The organism is Variovorax sp. V116, assembly GCF_041154435.1.
Lineage (GTDB): Bacteria > Pseudomonadota > Gammaproteobacteria > Burkholderiales > Burkholderiaceae_C > Variovorax > Variovorax paradoxus.
Map to the genome: position 1 here is coordinate 3,799,172 of NZ_AP028661.1, position 14,084 is coordinate 3,813,255.

The 14,084-nt window shown below is 68.6% G+C and carries 15 protein-coding genes; 12 read left to right on the top strand and 3 right to left on the bottom strand.

The genetic code is table 11. The features are described from left to right. Nucleotides 1-36 precede the first annotated feature (36 nt). The 3 genes from ACAM58_RS18105 to ACAM58_RS18115 are packed head-to-tail and all read left to right on the top strand — an operon-like array spanning nt 37 to nt 3,152. The gene (locus ACAM58_RS18105) at nt 37-1,641 is read left to right on the top strand and encodes an Ada metal-binding domain-containing protein (protein ID WP_027730095.1); all 1,605 of its coding nucleotides are present in this window, start codon (nt 37-39) and stop codon (nt 1,639-1,641) included. A 6-nt stretch (nt 1,642-1,647) separates the two neighbouring features. Further along, entirely contained in the window at nt 1,648-2,142 is a 495-nt protein-coding gene (locus tag ACAM58_RS18110) for a methylated-DNA--[protein]-cysteine S-methyltransferase (RefSeq protein WP_369663191.1), read from the top strand. Nucleotides 2,143-2,177: 35 nt separating this feature from the next. Then, nucleotides 2,178-3,152: a DMT family transporter gene (locus tag ACAM58_RS18115; protein WP_369663192.1), complete on the top strand. Its 975-nt coding sequence runs from the start codon at nt 2,178-2,180 to the stop codon at nt 3,150-3,152. Here ACAM58_RS18115 and ACAM58_RS18120 read toward each other — a convergent pair. Next, nucleotides 3,127-3,780, bottom strand: a complete 654-nt coding sequence (locus tag ACAM58_RS18120; protein ID WP_015866507.1) for a DUF1345 domain-containing protein — start codon at nt 3,778-3,780, stop codon at nt 3,127-3,129. The genes ACAM58_RS18115 and ACAM58_RS18120 overlap by 26 nt on opposite strands. Before the next feature lie 224 nt (nt 3,781-4,004). Between ACAM58_RS18120 and ACAM58_RS18125 the strand changes: the two genes are divergently transcribed. The 5 genes from ACAM58_RS18125 to ACAM58_RS18145 all read left to right on the top strand — a co-directional run bounded on the left by ACAM58_RS18125 (nt 4,005) and on the right by ACAM58_RS18145 (nt 7,682). Beyond that, nucleotides 4,005-4,844, top strand: a complete 840-nt coding sequence (locus ACAM58_RS18125) for a hypothetical protein (RefSeq protein ID WP_015866508.1) — start codon at nt 4,005-4,007, stop codon at nt 4,842-4,844. A gap of 98 nt (nt 4,845-4,942) precedes the next feature. After that, entirely contained in the window at nt 4,943-5,833 is an 891-nt protein-coding gene (locus ACAM58_RS18130; RefSeq protein ID WP_369663193.1) for a phosphate/phosphite/phosphonate ABC transporter substrate-binding protein, read from the top strand. A 46-nt stretch (nt 5,834-5,879) separates the two neighbouring features. Next, a complete protein-coding gene (locus tag ACAM58_RS18135; protein WP_015866510.1) occupies nt 5,880-6,584 on the top strand; it encodes a glutathione S-transferase N-terminal domain-containing protein in 705 nt (234 codons plus the stop codon). A 240-nt stretch (nt 6,585-6,824) separates the two neighbouring features. Continuing rightward, nucleotides 6,825-7,448, top strand: coding sequence for an RNA polymerase sigma factor (locus tag ACAM58_RS18140; protein WP_369663194.1), 624 nt, complete (start codon nt 6,825-6,827; stop codon nt 7,446-7,448). A gap of 15 nt (nt 7,449-7,463) precedes the next feature. After that, complete coding sequence (locus ACAM58_RS18145) at nt 7,464-7,682, top strand: iron dicitrate transport regulator FecR (RefSeq protein ID WP_369663195.1); 219 nt, start codon at nt 7,464-7,466, stop codon at nt 7,680-7,682. 10 nt (nt 7,683-7,692) lie between these two features. Here the strand turns inward: ACAM58_RS18145 and ACAM58_RS18150 are convergent, their stop codons facing one another. Further along, on the bottom strand, nt 7,693-7,929 hold the full coding sequence (locus ACAM58_RS18150; protein WP_369663196.1) for a hypothetical protein: 237 nt from the start codon (nt 7,927-7,929) through the stop codon (nt 7,693-7,695). Next, nucleotides 7,926-9,617 (bottom strand): cyclic peptide export ABC transporter, encoded by a 1,692-nt coding sequence (locus tag ACAM58_RS18155; protein ID WP_369663197.1) that lies wholly within the window; start codon nt 9,615-9,617, stop codon nt 7,926-7,928. The genes ACAM58_RS18150 and ACAM58_RS18155 overlap by 4 nt, the downstream gene beginning before the upstream one ends. A gap of 133 nt (nt 9,618-9,750) precedes the next feature. On the opposite strand from ACAM58_RS18155, the gene fhuF reads away from it, so the two are divergent. The 4 genes from fhuF to ACAM58_RS18175 all read left to right on the top strand — a co-directional run bounded on the left by fhuF (nt 9,751) and on the right by ACAM58_RS18175 (nt 13,924). Then, the gene (gene fhuF, locus ACAM58_RS18160; protein WP_369663198.1) at nt 9,751-10,596 is read left to right on the top strand and encodes a siderophore-iron reductase FhuF; all 846 of its coding nucleotides are present in this window, start codon (nt 9,751-9,753) and stop codon (nt 10,594-10,596) included. Between the two features lie 97 nt (nt 10,597-10,693). Beyond that, on the top strand, nt 10,694-11,539 hold the full coding sequence (locus tag ACAM58_RS18165) for a formyltransferase family protein (RefSeq protein WP_278876732.1): 846 nt from the start codon (nt 10,694-10,696) through the stop codon (nt 11,537-11,539). Further along, nucleotides 11,536-12,570 (top strand): GNAT family N-acetyltransferase, encoded by a 1,035-nt coding sequence (locus ACAM58_RS18170; protein ID WP_369663199.1) that lies wholly within the window; start codon nt 11,536-11,538, stop codon nt 12,568-12,570. Before ACAM58_RS18165 ends, ACAM58_RS18170 begins: the two co-directional genes overlap by 4 nt. Before the next feature lie 34 nt (nt 12,571-12,604). Beyond that, nucleotides 12,605-13,924, top strand: a complete 1,320-nt coding sequence (locus tag ACAM58_RS18175; RefSeq protein WP_369663200.1) for a lysine N(6)-hydroxylase/L-ornithine N(5)-oxygenase family protein — start codon at nt 12,605-12,607, stop codon at nt 13,922-13,924. Nucleotides 13,925-14,084 lie beyond the last annotated feature (160 nt).

Below are 14,084 nucleotides of genomic sequence, written 5' to 3' on the forward strand. Positions count from 1 at the left end.
GCCAGTTGAAACGAGTCGAAACCGTATCATTTGCCCATGCCTACCTCACATGCATCCACCGACGCACTCGAGAGCGACGCCTGCTACCTGGCGATGAAGACGCACGATGCGCGCTTCGACGGCTCCTTCTTCACCGCGGTGACCTCCACCGGCATCTACTGCCGGCCGGTCTGCCGCGTGAAGCTGCCGCGGCGCGAGAACTGCCGCTTCTTCCGCCACGCGGCGCAGGCCGAGGCCGAGGGCTTCCGCCCCTGCCTGCGCTGCCGGCCCGAGCTCGCGCCGCGGGCGGCGAGCTGGTCGACCGAAGATGCCTCGCGCATCCTCGCGCTGCAGGCCGCGCGGCTCATCGACGAGCCTGATGCCTGGTCCGAGGAGGGTCCGGGCGCGGCGCAGATCGCCGCGCGGCTCGGCGTGAGCGACCGCCACCTGCGGCGCATCTTCGAGGCGCAGTTCGGCGTCTCGCCGCTGCAATACCTGCAGACGCGCCGCCTGCTGGCCGCCAAGCAGCTGATCGCCGACACGCGCCTGCCGATGACGCAGGTGGCGCTGGCCAGCGGCTTTGCGAGCGTGCGCCGCTTCAACGCCGCGTTCCTGGAGCACTACGGCCTCAATCCGAGCGCGCTGCGGCGTGCCGGCGGCGCCGAGGGCGGCGGGGGCAAGGCCATCGAGGTGCGGCTGGGTTTTCGGCCGCCCTACGACGTGGGCGCGATGCTCGGCTTCTTCGCGCGGCGCGCGCTGCGCGGTGTCGAGCTGGCCACCACGGCCGACGGCAAGGAGCCGGCCAAGGGCAGCACGCCCACCTTCGTTCGGCTGGCCCGCACGCTGCGCGTGCAGCAGGGCGGACAGGCACACGCCGGCTGGCTGCAGCTGCGCTTCGACATGGAGCGCGAGCAGATGCTGCTGTCGGTCAGCGACTCGCTCGCCGCGGTGCTGCCGATCGTGATCAGCCGCGCACGCGCCATGCTCGACCTCGATGCCGAGCCGATGGCCATCAACGCCGCGCTGCACGAGGCCTTTCCGCACGGCGATGGGCTGCGCGTGCCGGGCACGGTCGACGGCTTCGAGCTGGCGGTGCGCGCGGTGCTGGGCCAGCAGGTCACCGTGGCCGCGGCGCGCACGCTGGGCTCGCGGCTGGTGGAGGCTTTCGGCGAAGCCATTGCCACGCCCATCGAGGGCCTCGACCGCCTGTTTCCCACGCCCGCGGCACTGGCGGCCGCGAGCGGCGATGCACTCGGCAAGCTCGGCATCGTGCGCCAGCGCCAGGCCGCGCTGCAGGCCATCGCGCGCGAGGTCGCGGGCGGCAGGCTCGCGCTGCATGCGGGCGCCGACGTGCCTTCGACCATTGCCGCGCTGCAGGCGCTGCCCGGCATCGGCGCCTGGACCGCGCAGTACATCGCGATGCGCGCGCTGCGCTGGCCCGACGCCTTTCCCGCGGGCGACGTGGCGCTGCAGAAGGCGCTGGGCGTGAGCACCGAGCGCGCGGCCAGCCAGGCGTCGCAGGCCTGGCGGCCCTGGCGCAGCTATGCGGTGCTGCGCGCCTGGCATGCGCCGGCGCCCTCCTCTCCCGCTGCCGCCACTGCAGCCTCGTCGGCGGCGGCAGCGCCTTTCAACAACCTCACTACGGCAGGCGCCTCCGCCTGAAATGCCATGAAGTTCAAGAGCAAAGTCATCTACACCTCGCACATCGACACGCCGCTCGGCGGCATCACGATGGCGGCCACTGACGAAGGCCTGGCAGGCGTCTGGTTCGACCGGCAGCGCCACTGGCCCGACACCACGGGCTGGCAGACCCAGGACGACCATCCCGCGCTGGTCGAGGCCGGCGCCCAGCTGCGCGACTACTTCGCGGGCAGGCGCGACAGCTTCGACGTGAAGCTCGACCTGTCGCACGGCACCGCGTTCCAGCAGAGCGTGTGGCAGGCGCTGCTCGCCATTCCGGCGGGCAAGACCATGACCTACGGCGCGCTGAGCGCGAACGTGGGCAACCCGGCCGCGGTGCGCGCGGTGGGCGCGGCCGTGGGGCGCAACCCGATCAGCGTGATCGTGCCCTGCCACCGCGTGCTGGGCGCCGACGGCTCGCTGACCGGTTACGCTGGCGGGCTCCACCGCAAGACCGCACTGCTGGAACTCGAAGCGAAATAGAGAGCGCGCGCCCGCCCGAGGACCGCGAAGACCCCATGAGCACGACAACAAAAGACAACAGCACCACCGCCCTTCCCTCGCCCAAGCCCAACAAGCCCTGGCTCATCGACCTCGTGCTGCTCGGCGCGCTCTGGGGGGCGTCCTTCCTTTTCATGCGCATCGGCGCGGCCGAGTTCGGCGCCTTGCCGGCGGCCGCGGTGCGCGTGGCGGTGGCCACGCTGTTCCTGCTGCCGCTCCTGTTCATGCGCGGCCACGGCACGGCGCTGGCGCAGCACTGGAAGGCGTCGATGGCCATCGGCGTGCTGAATTCGGGCATTCCGTTCGCGCTGTTCTGCTTTGCGCTGCTGACCATCAACAGCGGCCTGGCGGCGGTGATCAATGCCACGGTGCCGATGTTCGGCGCGCTGGTGGCCTGGGCCTGGTTTCGCGACCGGCCCGATGGCTCGCGCATCGTGGGCCTGGTCATCGGCTTCGCGGGCGTCGCCATGCTGGCAAGCCGCAGCGCGGGCCTGCATGCCGACGCCAACGGCAACGCCGCGCTGTGGGCCGTGCTGGCCTGCCTCGGCGCCTGCGCCAGCTACGGCGTGGCGGCCAGCGCCACGCGGCGCTACCTGGGCGGCGTGCCCGCGCTGGCCACCGCCACCGGCAGCCAGATCGGGGCCACGCTGTTCCTCGCGCTTCCGGCGCTGTGGTTCTGGCCCGCGCAGATGCCGAGCCTGCGCGCCTGGCTCGCGTTGCTGGCCCTGGGCATCGCATGCACCGGCCTTGCGTACATCCTGTTCTTCCGGCTCATCGCCAATGCGGGACCGGCGCGCGCGCTCACGGTGACTTTCCTGGTGCCGGTGTTCGCGGTGTTCTACGGCGCCGTGTTCCTGGGCGAGAACATCACGCAATGGATGCTGATCTGCGCGGGCGTGATCGTCTGCGGCGTGGCGCTCTCCACCGGCATCGTGAAGCTGTGGCCGCGCGCGGGCGGCGCGGCCGCTACATCGCCCCCGCGACCACGTTGACCGACAGCGCGAGCACCAGCATGTTGAAGGCGAAGGCGAGCACGCTGTGCACCAGCGTGATGCGCCGCATCTCGCGCGAGGTGGCCTGCACGTCGGACACCTGCGTGGTCATGCCGACCACGTAGGCGTAGTAGAGAAAATCGAAATAGTCCGGCTCTTCCTTGCCCGGAAAATCCAGCCCGCCGTCGGGCGAGCCGTCGCGCTGGTCGATGTAGTAGCGGTGCGCGTAGTGAAAGGCGTAGATCGTGTGCATCATGAGCCACGAGCCCACCAGCGCCACCAGCCCCAGCGCGATGTGGCCTGCCCGCGCCGGCCCGCTCATCAGCTTGACCTGCTGCAGCAGCATCGCGATGGCCACCACGCTCGCCGCAATGACCACCAGCATCGAGACCAGGATCACCACGTTGGGCTGGTCCAGCGACTGGGCGCGCTTGCGGGTCTGCGCCGCATCGAAGGTGTCGGCCAGCCACCACGTGAGCAGCAGGAACACCGCCGCGCTGGTGCACCAGCCCGCGAGCCCGCGCGCCATGGCGTCGAGCGGCCAAGGGATGGCCGCAACGGCGATGCCCGCCACGCCGGCATAGAGAAGACGCTGCGGCCCGGTGGTGGTGGACAGACTTTTTGGCATCTCCAAAGCTTACCTTGAGTACTTTTTGAGGTGTGCGAACGCCTGGGTCGCCATCGTCCTACACGCACAGCGGCAATCGGCGCATGGGCTTTGCGCAAGGGGGCTATTAACTTGGCGCTCATCAACAGGGAGCAACCGCCCGGAAGACTGGCGCGCACACAAATTGCGTGTCGATCCCGAGGCGTATTTTTTTGTCTTTTCCTCCTCCTCTTAAGGATCTCTCCATGCTGTTGCTCCGCTCCTGCCCGCTTGCCAGCTCTGCAAGGCTGACGAAGCTGGGCGCATTGGCTGGCGCCGGATTTCTCCTTGCTCCCGCACTGGCCTGGGCCGAGCCGTCGCCCGCGCTGGACCGTTTCAGCTTCTCGGCGGGGGCCTTCAGCGCCGATCCCAAATTCAACGCATCGGTCAGCTCGCCGTACGGCGCGCTGCGCACGCGCGACCTGGAGCCCGGCCGCGTGACCATGCCGCGCATCACGGCCGACCTGCTGATCGGTGACAGCCATGGCCTCTCGTTCGACTACTACCGCTACAAGCGCGACTACTTCGGCCAGGCCGCGGGCAGCGATTCCTTCGGCGGCTTCGGCACGTTCAGCGCGGTGGGCAATGCCAACATCAACGTGAAGCTCGACTTCGCCAAGCTCTCGTACAAGTGGTGGCTCGGCTCGGGCAACACGGTGTTCGGCCTGGGCGCCGGCGCCGCCTACTACAGCATCGACGTGGGCACGAACGCCAACGTCGCGGTGAACGGACGGATCCGTACCTTGAACGAGGATGCGAGCGACAACGCCGTTGCGCCGCTGCTCGAACTGGGCGTGCGGCATGCCATCAACCCCGACCTGCGCCTGTTTGCCGACCTCTCCGGCGTGCGCAAGGGCGGCGGCCGCTTCCACGGCAACATCTACAACGCCAGCGCGGGCGTGGAGTGGTTCCCGGTGAAGAACGTCGGCCTGGTGCTGGCCTATGGCGTCACCAACATCGACCTGGCGCGCCAGAGCAGCACGGCGGAGACCCGCGTCAAGGTCAAGCTGCACGGGCCTTCGGCCTTCCTCAAGGCGCGATTCTGAGGCCCCCGCCGCGCGGCTGCCATGCCACGGGCGGGCGGCTGCGCGCATAGGTGCTTGCGATCATCGGCGGCCGGGCGGCGGCCCCCTATGATCTTTTGATGTACATCCCAGCCCCCCTCCGCTCCGGCCAACCCGACGGGAGCGCCGCCAGCGCGCCCCGCGCCCGCCATCCGAACCCGCTCCGCCTTGCCGCCCCGGCGGCGGCAGCGCTGCTGCTGGCAGCGGGCGCCCCGGCGCACGCGCTGGTCATCGGCGTGACCGAAGGCGTGAGCTACCAGACCACCGAAAGCCAGATCGCGCCCCGCTTCGAGCCCATTGCCGAGGTGCTGAGCAAGGCGCTGAAGCAGCCCGTGACCATCAAGGTGCTGATCTCCTACACCAGCGCGCGCGAGGCCCTGAAGGAGCAGCAGGTCGACCTGGCCTTCATCCACCCGGCCCACGTGGCGCTCGAGGCCGTCAAGAGCGGCCGCTACCAGGCGCTGGCCTGGACCAGCGGCTTCACCGCCTACAAGGTGTCGCTGCTGTGCAAGGAGCCGCAGCCCATCTCCAACTGGAAGAGCATCTCCGGCAAGGGCCTGGTGATGCCCGACGCGGATTCGATCACCTCGGTGATCACGCGCGCCATGCTGCGCGAGCAGGGCCTGCAGCCGGCCGCGCTCAAGCTCACCAACACGCGCTACCAGGACGCGGTGCCCTTCTATGTGCAGAACGGCTTTGCCGCCTACGGCGCCACGGCGGCATCGGGCGTGGTCAAGACCTGGAAGGAAGGCGGCGGCAATGTGTGCGCGGAATCGCGCGCGGTGCCCATCAAGCAATGGCTGGCCTCGCGCAAGCTCGACGTCGCCACGGCCAGCGCGGCACGCGAAGCCCTGCTCGGCCTCGCGCAAAGCGATGCCGGCAAGCGCGCGCTCGCCACATCGACCTACACTGGCTTTGTCGCACCCTCGGCCGAGGTCGAGACGGCCCTGATGAGCTGGCTGGGCATCTGACCCCCTGCGGGCGCGGCGTTCCAACTCCGCTTTTCATGAATCGCCCATGACCGACCTGTCCCGCTTTCCCATCACCCAGAAATGGCCCGCACAGCATCCTGACCGGCTGCAGCTGTATTCGCTGCCCACGCCCAACGGCGTGAAGGTGTCGATCATGCTGGAGGAAACCGGCCTGGCCTACGAGCCGCACCTGGTGAGCTTCGAGACCCACGACCAGATGTCGCCGGAATTCCTCTCGCTCAACCCGAACAACAAGATCCCCGCGATCCTCGACCCCCACGGGCCCGGCGGCAAGCCGCTCGCGCTGTTCGAATCGGGCGCCATTCTTCTGTACCTGGCCGACAAGACCGGCAAGCTGATTCCGCAGGATGCGGCGGGCCGCTACGAAACCATCCAGTGGCTGATGTTCCAGATGGGCGGCATCGGCCCGATGTTCGGCCAGCTCGGCTTCTTCAACAAGTTTGCCGGCAAGGACTACGAGGACAAGCGCCCGCGCGACCGCTACGTGGCCGAATCGAAGCGCCTGCTCGGCGTGCTCGACAAGCACCTGGCCAACCGCGCGTGGATCATGGGCGACGACTACACCATCGCCGACATCGCCTCGTTCCCGTGGATCCGCAACCTGATCGGCTTCTACGAAGCGGGCGACCTGGTGGGCTTCAGCGAGTTCAAGAATGTGGCGCGGGTGCTCGAAACCTTCGTGGCGCGGCCGGCGGTTGTGAAGGGTCTGGGCATTCCCAAGCGCGGTTGACCGGCCTTCGGGGCCGCAGCGCGCGCCCCAAGCGAAAACAAAGCTACTCACTTTTCGATCCGAGTGTCTTTTTCAGGCACGCGCACGGGGTTCCTGCGCCTTTTTCAGCTTCGTTAAGAAGCGGTTAAGGTTACACTTCAATAAGAATAATTCTTATTCAATCGCCCCAGCCACCCCGCATCGCGCGGCGGTGGCCGGCCCAGGGAACCCACACGTTGATGCTTGCGAGAAGGCGATCGGATGCGCGACATCGTCCAGGAACTGCTGGCCCACTATGCGGACTTGCGCCGGCAGCTGACGCGCGACCTGCGCGACCCGCACTACGCGGCGGACATCGCGCAATCCAGCTTCGAGCGCGTGTATGCGCACGCGCTCAAGATGAACAACGGCATCCGCATCGACGATGCGGCGCCGGGCGGCACGCAACAAGGCACCGGCGGCATCGAGTCGCCCCGCGCGCTGCTGTTTCGCGTGGCGCGCAACCTGTGCGTGGACGATGCGCGCCGCCGCAAGGTGGCGCAGGACTGGGTCGGCACGCATTTCAACTCGGGCTCGCGCCAGGTGGCGCCTTCCTGCGAATTCATCGCGTCCCAGCAGCAGGTGCTGGCGCGCGTGGTCGAGACGCTCGAAACGCTGCCTCCCCGCCGGCGCGAAGTGTTCCTGCTGTTCCGCGCCTACGGACACACGCGCGCCGAAATCGCGCAGCAATTGAACATCAGCGAGATGGCGGTCGCCAAGCACCTGCTGCGCGCCGCCATCGACTGCTCGCGCGCGTTCGCCCGGCTGCGTTCGGAGCTGGTCGAGCAGCCGGCCGTCTCGATGCGCCCGGGCTTCGACGCAATGTTCGCCGAAGACTTCGCCTGAGCGGACGGCTGCACCGTGGCGAGCGTCCCGAACGAGAAGCTCATCGAGCGTGCCCTCGCGCTGATCGTGCAGAGCGAGATCGCCGCTGCGCACGACGCCGCCATGGCCGCCCGCCTGGCGCTCGCGCGGTGGCGCAGCCGGTCGGCGGAGCATGCGGCCGCGGCCCAGGAAGCGCGCCGCCGTTGGGACGCGCTCGGCGGCATCGCAGCGGATCTGCGCGACCGGCAGAAGTAGCGGCCAGGCTTCACTGCAGGCGCCCCCGGTCACGCAGCGCCTCCTGCATCGACGGCTTGATCAGCGCGGCCCCGGCCAGCGCCCACAGCGTCAGCACGTCGTCCAGCGCGCAGATGTTCCCGGGGTCCACGCCGAGCCAGCGGATGAGCTCTTCGGCGCGCTCCGGCGAGGGCGAGTCGTGCAGCGTGCAAAAGAGCGTCCACGCGGCGTCGAAGGCGGGATCGTCGGGCACACGGTCACGCATCATGCAGCCAGGCTTTCGGGCGGGACGTACGCCTTGTCTTCCTCGATCTTTCCGGCGCGCATCGTGACCACGCGGTCGGCCAGGTGGAAGTACCTGTCGTCGTGCGAGATCACCACCAGCAGGTGCCCCTTGGCGCGCAGCTCGGGCAGGAGCTCCGTGTAGAACAGGTGCCGGAACGCCGGATCCTGGTCGGCGGCCCATTCGTCGAACACCAGCACCGGTCGGCCTTCCAGGTACGCATGCACCAGCGCCAGCCGCTTGCGCTGCCCGGTCGAAAGATCGGTGGTGGTGAAGGCGCCGTCCTTCACGCTCACCTTGTGCGCGATTTCCAGGCGTTCCAGGTAAGGCAGCGCGGTCTGCGGCAGCGTGGCCGTGCCCGCGCCCTCTTCGCCGGCCGCCAGGTCCTCGAACAGGTAGAAGTCCGAGAACACCGTCGTGAACAGCTGCCTGTAGTCGTCGCGCCCCTGTGGCGTCACCACGCCGCCGTCGAGCAGCACTTCGCCGCCGTGCGGTGCATAGAGGCCGAGCAGCAGCTTGATCAGCGTCGTCTTGCCGGAGCCGTTGTCGCCCACGATGAACACCATCTCGCCGGGCCGCAGCAGCAGGTCGATGGGCCCGAGCGTGAAAGCCTCGCCGCCTTCGGGCGCATCGAAGCGGTAGCACACGCCGCGCATGGCGATCTCGCGGTGGAGCATCACGCCGTTGGATGCGCGCTCCAGGTGCAGGTGCGGCTCCGGCGTTGCAAAGCGCGCCGACAGGTCGGCAATGCGCCGGAACGCGATCCTGGCCCGGCCCACGCCCGGCAGCGCGCCCGCGATCTGGTCCACCGGCCCCTTCAGGAACAGCATCACCAGCACGAAGCCGCTCAGCACCGCGGGCTCGGTCGGCCGGAACGCGGCCCAGCCCAGGATCAGCGCGATCAGCAGGAAGAACAGCGCCGAGCCGAAGGCCGTCGCCATCACATAGGTGTTGATGGCGCGTCCGTTCACGGTGCGGATGCTGTCCACGATGCGCTCGATCTGTCCGCCGAACATCCGCGTGCGGCGCGCGCGGTGCATGCGGAATTCCTTCGCGCCTTCGCTGATCGCGCGGTAGGTCTTGTGCAGCTGCTCCTCGTATTCGCGCGCTTTCCAGAAACCCACCTCGGCGCGCACCTGCGCGCGCGTCTGGATGGTCGCGCCGATCGCGAGCGCCACCACCAAGAGGCAGAACAGCGGCAGCGACAGGTAGGCGAGGTACGCCAGGCAACCCAGCGCAATCGCGAACGCGATGAGCGTGGACGACAGCACGAAGGCCACGTCGCTGATCATGTCCACGTCCTGCGACAGCACCGGCATCAGCCGGTGCGTGCGGTAGCGCTCCAGTGCATCGATGGGCGCCGAGAGAATCTTCTGCGCGAGGCTCTTGCGCACTTGCGCCACCAGCCGCTGGCCGACGAAGTTGGTCGACACGTCCGAGGCCATGCGCCCCAGCAGCGCCACCGCGCACAGCCCGACGAAGGTCAGCAGCAGCCCGCCCGCCATGCCGCCCTCGCGGTTGAGCACCTGGTTGATGGTGCCCAGCAGCGCGACGGTGGCCGCACCCGCGCAGATGCCCGTGACCGCGGACAGGAGGACCCACGGTAGAAACGGCTTGAGCAGGCGCCCGAGTTCGGAGGTGTTGCCACGGGGGGTCGTGGTGGTCGGTGTCATGCAAAGGCTCTTTCCGCCCACCCGGGGCAAAACGGCTTGAAAACGGCCATGCCCTGTCGACATCGCCCGTGCGGCTGCACGCCGCTTACTGCATAGACGGTTGGGTCCGGCCAATGTTCATGCGCGGCGCCGGATGAACACCCCCGCCGCCAAACCGTCTTCAAGGGATGCATTCCCCGCACCTCTTGCAGGCCGCCTCGTGATCGCGCTGCTGGAACCCCTGTTCCCGGGTGCACTGGCCGTGCATGCCGAGCGGCTGCAGTGCGCGGACACGGTACCGGCCGGCGCACTGCGCGTGGCCGACCTGGCGCATTCGCGCTCGCTCCTGGCCGACGTGCTGCACCTTCACGCGCGAGCGCGCGGCGCGGCCGGCGCGCGCGACCTGCGGCCGGTCGCCTCGGCATGGAGCCTGGACTATCTCTCCGCGTTGCTGCCGCCCGTGGTGGCCGCCGCCAGCGTGCTGCAGCACGTGCTTCCCGTTTCAGCGGAGCACATCTGGGTGCGGCTCGACGACAAGGGCGCGCCCGCGAGCTTTCATGTGCTGCACCTGGGCGATGCGCGCCGCGGCGCCGACACCGCCCAGCGCTATGCGCCGCTGCTGTGGCAGCACCTTCAGCCGCTTTTCACTGCCCTGTGCAGCCTCACGCGGCTTGCGCCCAAGATCCTGTGGGGCAACACCGCGCGCCACCTCGAACCGATCTTCGACATGGCGCTGGCCGCGACCGGCGGTGCAGCCCACATCGCACACGACCGCGACCGTCTCCTGCACCACCCCGCCTGGCCGGACGAGGCCCGGCCACTCAACCCCTTGCACGCCCGCTGCCGCGAGGTGCGGCCGGCCGGCGCCGGCCAGGGCCGGCCGGTCAAGCTGCACCGCCAGTGCTGTCTCTACTACCTGCTTCCGCGCGAGGACTACTGCGGCGCCTGCCCGCTCGCGCCGCAGCACCGCAAGAGCGCCGGCGAAATCCTGCAGCCGTGAACAGATGGCGCGCTGCCACGTCTTCTCTCCTGAAGGCCCCACGCCTGCCCGCTCCCGAGCCAACTCCAACGCCGATCCATCCTTTCACGCCACACCCATGTCCAAGGCAAAGCTCGTCTACATCCTGTCCTTGAGAAACGCGGCCGCCGACAAGGCCGGCCAGTACATCGACTTCAAGGGCACGCAGCGCTATATGGCGTCCCCGCTCGAATACCTGGCCAAGGCACTGGACGAAAGCCCGCTGGGCGAGGCCTATTCGCTCGAAGGCATCGTCTACGACGACGACGAAGGCTCGCCGCGGGACCGCGCGGCGCTACAGGACTACGGCTTCTCCTGCCAGCCCGGCCGCCAGTGGATATTTCCGGGCGACCTGAAGACGCAGGGCAAGCTCGTCAACGGCATGCTCCACGCGGTGCCGTCCGAATACCGGCGGCTTCCGCTCGATGCGAAAGAACGCCCCGCCGCCAAGAGCGCCTTCGAGCGCCGCCTGCTGGACAAGCTGCTCACGCTGCAGGCCGACATCGTCGTGCTCGACGGGCTCCTGGTGATCCTGGACGAGCTCGTGCGTCCGGGTGCGCCGTTCCACCGCAGGATCGTCAACATCCACCCCGGCATCACGCGCATCGAGTCGCCCTACGAGCGCCGCGGCGCCCGCGCCACGCTCGATGCGCTGCACGGCGCCAAGGGCCGCAAGGTCGTGAACTGGCAGACGATGGAAAGCATCGCCGCCCCGCCGCTCCTGAAGACCGGCGCTTCGCTGCACTACGTGGACAACGGCATCGACTCCGGCGAGGTCATCCACGACGTGCTCGGCACGCACATCGACCCCGCGGACTCGATCCTCGAGCTGCGCTGGAACAACTTCAACCACAGCCTCTTTCCGGCGCTCCACCAGGGCCTGGCCCTGCTCGCGAGCCGCCGGTCCACCGAAGGAACCCCATGACCCTCACCTCCTACGCCGACGGCACGCCGCACGACATCACCCTGGACGGCGGGATGCTTGCCGTGCGCAGCCGCCAGGGCGACACGCGCTCGCTCTGGCGGCTCGCGACCGGCGGGGCCGATGCCGCGCTCCAATGGGTCGACGGCAGCGCGGCCTCCACCCCTCACCTGCTCGCGGCCCTGGAAGCCGCCTTCGAGCACCTTCCTGCGCACAAGAGCCTCGCGGTGGCGGCGCCCGCGCTGGCCGAGGAGCTGGCCCACACCGGCGTGCTGCTCGCGTCGCCGGACGGCGGCGTGCGCGCCTTTCGCGACATGCTCTGGCAGCAGCCGCGCCTGTGGCTTCCCGCCGTGCATGCCCCGATGGCGCAGCGCTATGCGCTCAGCAACGGCAAGGTGCATCCGCTGCGCACGCCCAAGCCCCGCGGCGTGCTCTACCAGCGCTTCATTCCGTGGCTCGGCAAGACCTTCTCGTTTCGCAGCATCGACTTCGAGCGCGACCTGGGCATCTTCAACCGCTGGATGAACGACCCCGAGGTGGCCGAGATCTGGGAGGAGGAAGGCGACCTGGACAAGCACCGCGCCTATCTCTCGGGCATCGATCGCGACCCGCACATGTACTCGATGATCGCGAGCTTCGATGGCGAGCCCTTTGCCTACTTCGAGATGTACTGGGCCAAGGAAAGCCGCATTGCGCCCTTCTACGACGTGCAGGACTACGACCGCGGCTGGCACGTGCTGGTCGGCGAGCCGTCGTTCCGCGGCAAGGCATTCGCCACTGCGTGGCTCACTTCCATCTCGCACTACATCTTCCTGTGCGACCCGCGCACGCAGCGCGCCGTGGGCGAGCCGCGCATCGACCACGTGCAGCAGATCCGCAACCTGGACAAGTCGGGCTACGCCAAGGTGAAGGAATTCGACCTGCCGCACAAGCGCGCGCAGCTCGTGATGATGCTGCGCGAACGCTACTTCATCGACGGCCTCTGGCTGCCGCGCAGCGACGCGCCGGCAGCCACTCGCGCCAAGCCCGTCTAACTCCCCAACCGCTTCGCAGCAAAAGGAATCCGCCATGGTCATCCACGACGTCATCGGCATCGGCTTCGGCCCCTCGAACATTGCGCTGGCGATCGCGCTCGACGAGAAGCGGCGCGACGGGCACCGGCTCGACGCGATGTTCATCGAGAAGCAGCCGGCCTTCGCCTGGCACAAGGACATGATGCTGGAGCATGCGCACATGCAGATCTCCTTCCTGAAGGACCTGGCCACGCTGCGCAACCCGACCAGCCGCTTCACCTTCATCAACTACCTGCACGAGAAAAAGCGCCTGCAGGACTTCATCAACCTGAAGACCTTCTTTCCGAGCCGCCACGAGTTCAACGACTACCTGGCCTGGGCCGCCGCGCAGTTCGAGGATGCCTGCGTCTACGGCGAGGAAGTTTTCGAGGTGCTGCCCGAGCGCGAGGCCCATGGCGACGACGTGACGCTGCTGCGCGTGCGTTCGCGCGACCGCACGGGCCGCCAGAGCGAGCGCCTCGCGCGCAACCTCGTGGTGAGCGTCGGCGGCATGCCGAACATTCCGGACTGCTTCCGGGCGCTGCGCAGCGACCCGCGCGTGTTCCATTCGAGCACCTACCTGCAGGGCATCGCCGCGCAGGACGGCGCGCAAAGAATTGCCATCGTCGGCGCCGGCCAGAGCGCCGCGGAGATCTTCATGGACCTGCAGGGCCGCCCCCATGCGCCGCAGGTCGACCTCGTCATGCGGGCCCGCTCCATCCGTCCTTCGGACGACAGCCCGTTCGTGAACGAGGTGTTCAACACCGAGTTCACCGACTACATGTACAGCCGGCCCGACGACGAGCGCGCCGCCCTGCTCGCGGAGTTCGGCCACACCAACTATGCGGTGGCCGACCTGGAACTGATCCAGCAGATCTTCGAGATGTTCTACCAGCAGAAGATGCGCGGCGAGAACCGCATGCGCTTCCTGCGCCGGCACGACATCCACGCCGCCCGCGCCACCGCCGACGGCATCCACCTGACCATGTGCGACCAGAACACCGGTCGCGAAAGCACCTCCCGCTACGACGCCGTGGTGCTGGCCACCGGCTACGCGCGCGAGCAGCACAAGGAACTGCTGACGCCCCTCGCGCCGTACCTGGACGGCTTCTCGGTGGACCGCCACTACCGCGTGCGCAGCACCGGGGACTTCCGCCCCGCCATCTTCCTGCAGGGCGCCTGCGAGTCCTCGCACGGCCTGAGCGACACGCTGCTGTCGGTGACCTCGGTGCGCACGGGGGAGATCGGCAGCGCGCTGCTGAAGGCCAGCGCCGCCAACACGGGCCGGAGCGAGCGCCAGGCCGTCCGCATCCAGGCAGCCGCCGAAGCCCGGTGACGCGGGCGGACGGCACGCGCTGAAGCATGGGGTACAGGGTGTCTCTCTTTTTGTAGTTCAAACGTCTCATGTACGGAAGCGCCAGAACTGCGGAAACGGCAGGCCTTGCGCTGAAACCCGAACACGTCGTTTTTTCACTGCTCCTGGAGTACCTCAACCT

Bases quoted from the DNA above. Each gene is read 5' to 3' on its own strand.
- ACAM58_RS18105 (WP_027730095.1), top strand. From the start codon at position 37: ATGCCTACCTCACATGCATCCACCGACGCACTCGAGAGCGACGCCTGC.
- ACAM58_RS18110 (WP_369663191.1), top strand. From the start codon at position 1,648: ATGAAGTTCAAGAGCAAAGTCATCTACACCTCGCACATCGACACGCCG.
- ACAM58_RS18115 (WP_369663192.1), top strand. From the start codon at position 2,178: ATGAGCACGACAACAAAAGACAACAGCACCACCGCCCTTCCCTCGCCC.
- ACAM58_RS18120 (WP_015866507.1), bottom strand. From the start codon at position 3,780: ATGCCAAAAAGTCTGTCCACCACCACCGGGCCGCAGCGTCTTCTCTAT.
- ACAM58_RS18125 (WP_015866508.1), top strand. From the start codon at position 4,005: ATGCTGTTGCTCCGCTCCTGCCCGCTTGCCAGCTCTGCAAGGCTGACG.
- ACAM58_RS18130 (WP_369663193.1), top strand. From the start codon at position 4,943: ATGTACATCCCAGCCCCCCTCCGCTCCGGCCAACCCGACGGGAGCGCC.
- ACAM58_RS18135 (WP_015866510.1), top strand. From the start codon at position 5,880: ATGACCGACCTGTCCCGCTTTCCCATCACCCAGAAATGGCCCGCACAG.
- ACAM58_RS18140 (WP_369663194.1), top strand. From the start codon at position 6,825: ATGCGCGACATCGTCCAGGAACTGCTGGCCCACTATGCGGACTTGCGC.
- ACAM58_RS18150 (WP_369663196.1), bottom strand. From the start codon at position 7,929: ATGATGCGTGACCGTGTGCCCGACGATCCCGCCTTCGACGCCGCGTGG.
- ACAM58_RS18155 (WP_369663197.1), bottom strand. From the start codon at position 9,617: ATGACACCGACCACCACGACCCCCCGTGGCAACACCTCCGAACTCGGG.
- fhuF (WP_369663198.1), top strand. From the start codon at position 9,751: ATGAACACCCCCGCCGCCAAACCGTCTTCAAGGGATGCATTCCCCGCA.
- ACAM58_RS18165 (WP_278876732.1), top strand. From the start codon at position 10,694: ATGTCCAAGGCAAAGCTCGTCTACATCCTGTCCTTGAGAAACGCGGCC.
- ACAM58_RS18170 (WP_369663199.1), top strand. From the start codon at position 11,536: ATGACCCTCACCTCCTACGCCGACGGCACGCCGCACGACATCACCCTG.
- ACAM58_RS18175 (WP_369663200.1), top strand. From the start codon at position 12,605: ATGGTCATCCACGACGTCATCGGCATCGGCTTCGGCCCCTCGAACATT.